This is a genomic window from Stenotrophomonas sp. P5_A8 (genome assembly GCF_056400545.1).
In genome coordinates, this window is the sequence record NZ_JBFULB010000480.1 from 1 (window position 1) to 2,075 (window position 2,075).

Genomic DNA, 2,075 nt, shown 5'->3' on the forward strand with positions numbered 1-2,075 from the left:
GCCTGCAGGCCTCCCATCGAACCACCCGCAACCATGCTGATCGACCGCACGCCAAGTTCGTCGGCCAAGCGCATCTGGGCACGCACCTGGTCGCGGATGGTCAATGCAGGAAATCGCCTGCCATAGCGCTGGCCCAAGCAGTCGATCGATGCAGCGCCAGTACTTCCATAGCAACCACCCAGAACATTGCTGCACACGATGAAGTCGCGCTCCGGATCGAATGCCAATCCCGGGCCGAACAACGGCGACCACCAGTCATCGGCGTCCGGCGAGCCAGTGAGCGCATGGCAGATTATGACGGCGTTGTCGGCGGCAGGAGACAAGCGCCCCCAGGTACGGTAGGCAATCGTGTAGCCATCCAGCTCGCCGCCCAGTTCCAGGTGAAGCGGGGAACTACTCGAACACAGGCGTACCGGCGTCGAATACGGGGATGGCATCACGCTGCCTGCGCCGGAAGAACGCTCGGAAAATATCTGGAGCCCAGGCCGACATCACCTTCCCCTGCATGCCAGATGAGCGGAACGCGCCTCGATCCAGTGACTGACAACATAGAAGTCCTTTTCTTCACGTCACGAATGTTCCGAAAGGTGCAAGTCTGCAGGCCCGATGCCGCTCGTGGCCCCAGCATGCAAAACCTGTTTAAACCGCCTCGGCAGTTGATGCCATGCACCGAGCCTTCCGTAAGTGTGCCGACCATATCCGAGGCCGGCGAAGGCCGTCAACATCGCGAAGCTGAAGTCCCGCACAGTTTATTGGCGGCGCATCTGAATGTCAGGAATTTCCTATTGACAATCCTCCAGTAGCTTGCCTTATAGTCAAGCGCTACCACTCGCACGATGCGGGGACTAATTATCACGGATGATTTGCCTTCTCAGCCGACGCAACAACGCACAGTGTGACCGTCATCACTGGCTTGCGTCGCAAGGGTCCGGGCGRCATGCCCTCACGACGCAGATTGAAGCACACGAAGTTGGCCGCGCATCGCAGAAGGTGCGATTTCGCGCGCGTGTCCGCTTGAGCGTTCCTCACTGCCCAATACGTAGCGATTGCCGCCTCAACTGAACTCCATGACACTAATCAACCATTCCCGTGCTGCATTGCGACGACACGCCCTTTATCTGGCATTGCTGCCATTGGTTGTACCCGGGGTGGTCAGCGGTCAGACCTCCCCGCCGGCAGCCGTTCGAGGCCAAGCAGCTGACGGCAACAGCGACACTGCGATACCCGCCTCCGGGGCACCTGACAGCGCCGCTACAACCGCTGCGCAGGCAGCGACCAAGTTGTCCGCAGTCAATGTCACGGCACCCAATGATTCCGACTCGCGGCGTTATGAGATTACCAACCGCGTCGTCTTCGGTCGCAAGGAGATCGAGCGTCACAACGACAACAACTTGAGTGACGTGATGCGTCGGCTACCCGGCGTAACTGTGTCACCCATCGATGGTGTCCGCATGCGTGGATTGGGCGGCGGGTATGTGCAGATTCTGGTCGACGGCAGCCCCGTTTCAAGCGACTTCTCACTCGATTCAATCAGCCCGGATCTGATTGAGCGCATCGAGATCCTGCCTACGGCTGTCGCCGAGTACAGCACCAAGGCAATAGCCGGCACGATCAACGTGGTGCTACGCAATCACGGCAGCACAGTGCAGCGCACCCTGAAGCTCAATGCGGGCAAGGACGGTGGAGAATGGTACCCCAGTGCAAGCATGCTGCTGTCGGACAAGCACGGCAATCTTTCCTGGTCGCTGAACGCAGTGGCGAGTCGCCCCAAGAGTCGCATCCATGCGCTGATAACGGACAGCGAATCAGATGCTGACGGAAGCATCGATAGCCTTCGCAAGACCAAAGAACTTTTCAATGGAACTACCACCACATTCAATCTCGCGCCAAGGTTGAACTGGAAGTTCGACGAAGACAACGCACTTACCTGGAACAGCCTTGTGCAGCACTCGAGGGAAGAGTGGACGCGTGACCGCCAGGAGAATGTTCTGGTGGGCGGCCCCACCGACTATCCCCGCAACGTATGGATCAATGACTCCCGCGCGTGGTCGGGCCGAACCGACCTGAACTGGAAG

At 59.1% G+C, this 2,075-nt stretch carries 2 protein-coding genes; one reads left to right on the forward strand and one right to left on the reverse strand.

The window, feature by feature from the left end:
* Positions 1-437, reverse strand: a 437-nt coding sequence (locus AC1DQP_RS19815) for an alpha/beta fold hydrolase (protein WP_478052342.1), incomplete at its 3' end; no start/stop codon positions are given.
* 630 nt (positions 438-1,067) lie between these two features.
* On the opposite strand from AC1DQP_RS19815, the gene AC1DQP_RS19820 reads away from it, so the two are divergent.
* Positions 1,068-2,075 (forward strand): TonB-dependent receptor plug domain-containing protein (locus tag AC1DQP_RS19820; RefSeq protein WP_478052343.1); only part of this gene is annotated, 1,008 nt, incomplete at its 3' end.